1 protein-coding gene and 1 pseudogene are annotated in these 707 nt (G+C 53.7%); both read right to left on the bottom strand.

Features of this window, described 5'->3' with window-relative positions; genetic code table 11:
• Positions 1–503 (bottom strand): annotated as a pseudogene (narH, locus tag VU18_RS16485) (nitrate reductase subunit beta); the annotation flags it as partial.
• On the bottom strand, positions 493–707 hold a 215-nt coding region (locus VU18_RS16490; protein WP_047758581.1), incomplete at its 5' end, for a hypothetical protein. The pseudogene narH and the gene VU18_RS16490, both read right to left, overlap by 11 nt.

A 707-nucleotide genomic window follows, 5' to 3' on the forward strand; every position in this document is an offset into this window, starting at 1 on the left:
TCCGCTTGGATCGCCTGCTCCATTTTGACAACGTTCGGATCACGCAAACCGGTGATATGGGCGCCGGCCAGATCGTCTTCCCAGTTCGGCCCCCATGACAGCTCCATCCATTCGCCGGTGATGCTTGATTTCGGCCGCGCCACTGGCTGGTATTGTTTTAGCGGGCTGTTCGTCAACGTTTCATAGTCGTAATTCCACGGTTCGTAGTAATCGTCGATCGTAGGCTGGTACGGATTGTAGAACAAGTTGACGAGCCGCATCGCTTTCGAGCCGGATTTGAGCCGCAGTTCGCCGTTTTTCAACTCCCAGCCGCCTCTATACTTCTCTTGGTTTTCCCATTGTTTCGGATAGCCGATTCCGGGTTTCGTTTCAACGTTGTTAAAGTACATGTATTCAGCGCCGGGGCGGTTCGTCCATGTGTTTTTGCACGTGACGCTGCACGTATGGCAGCCGATGCATTTGTCCAAATTCATCACCATGCCGACTTGCGCTTTAATCTTCAAGCCAATCAACCTCCTCGAGTTTGCGGATGACGACGTACAGGTCGCGTTGGTTGCCCGTCGGTCCGTAATAGTTGAATCCGTAGCTTAACTGTGCATATCCGCCGATCATATGCGTCGGCTTTACGTGGATGCGCGTCGGGCTGTTGTGCGTGCCGCCGCGGTTGTTTGTCAGCTTCGTGCCCGGCACGTTAATATGGCGGTCTT

The organism is Geobacillus sp. ZGt-1, assembly GCF_001026865.1.
In the GTDB taxonomy this organism is placed as follows: domain Bacteria; phylum Bacillota; class Bacilli; order Bacillales; family Anoxybacillaceae; genus Geobacillus; species Geobacillus thermoleovorans.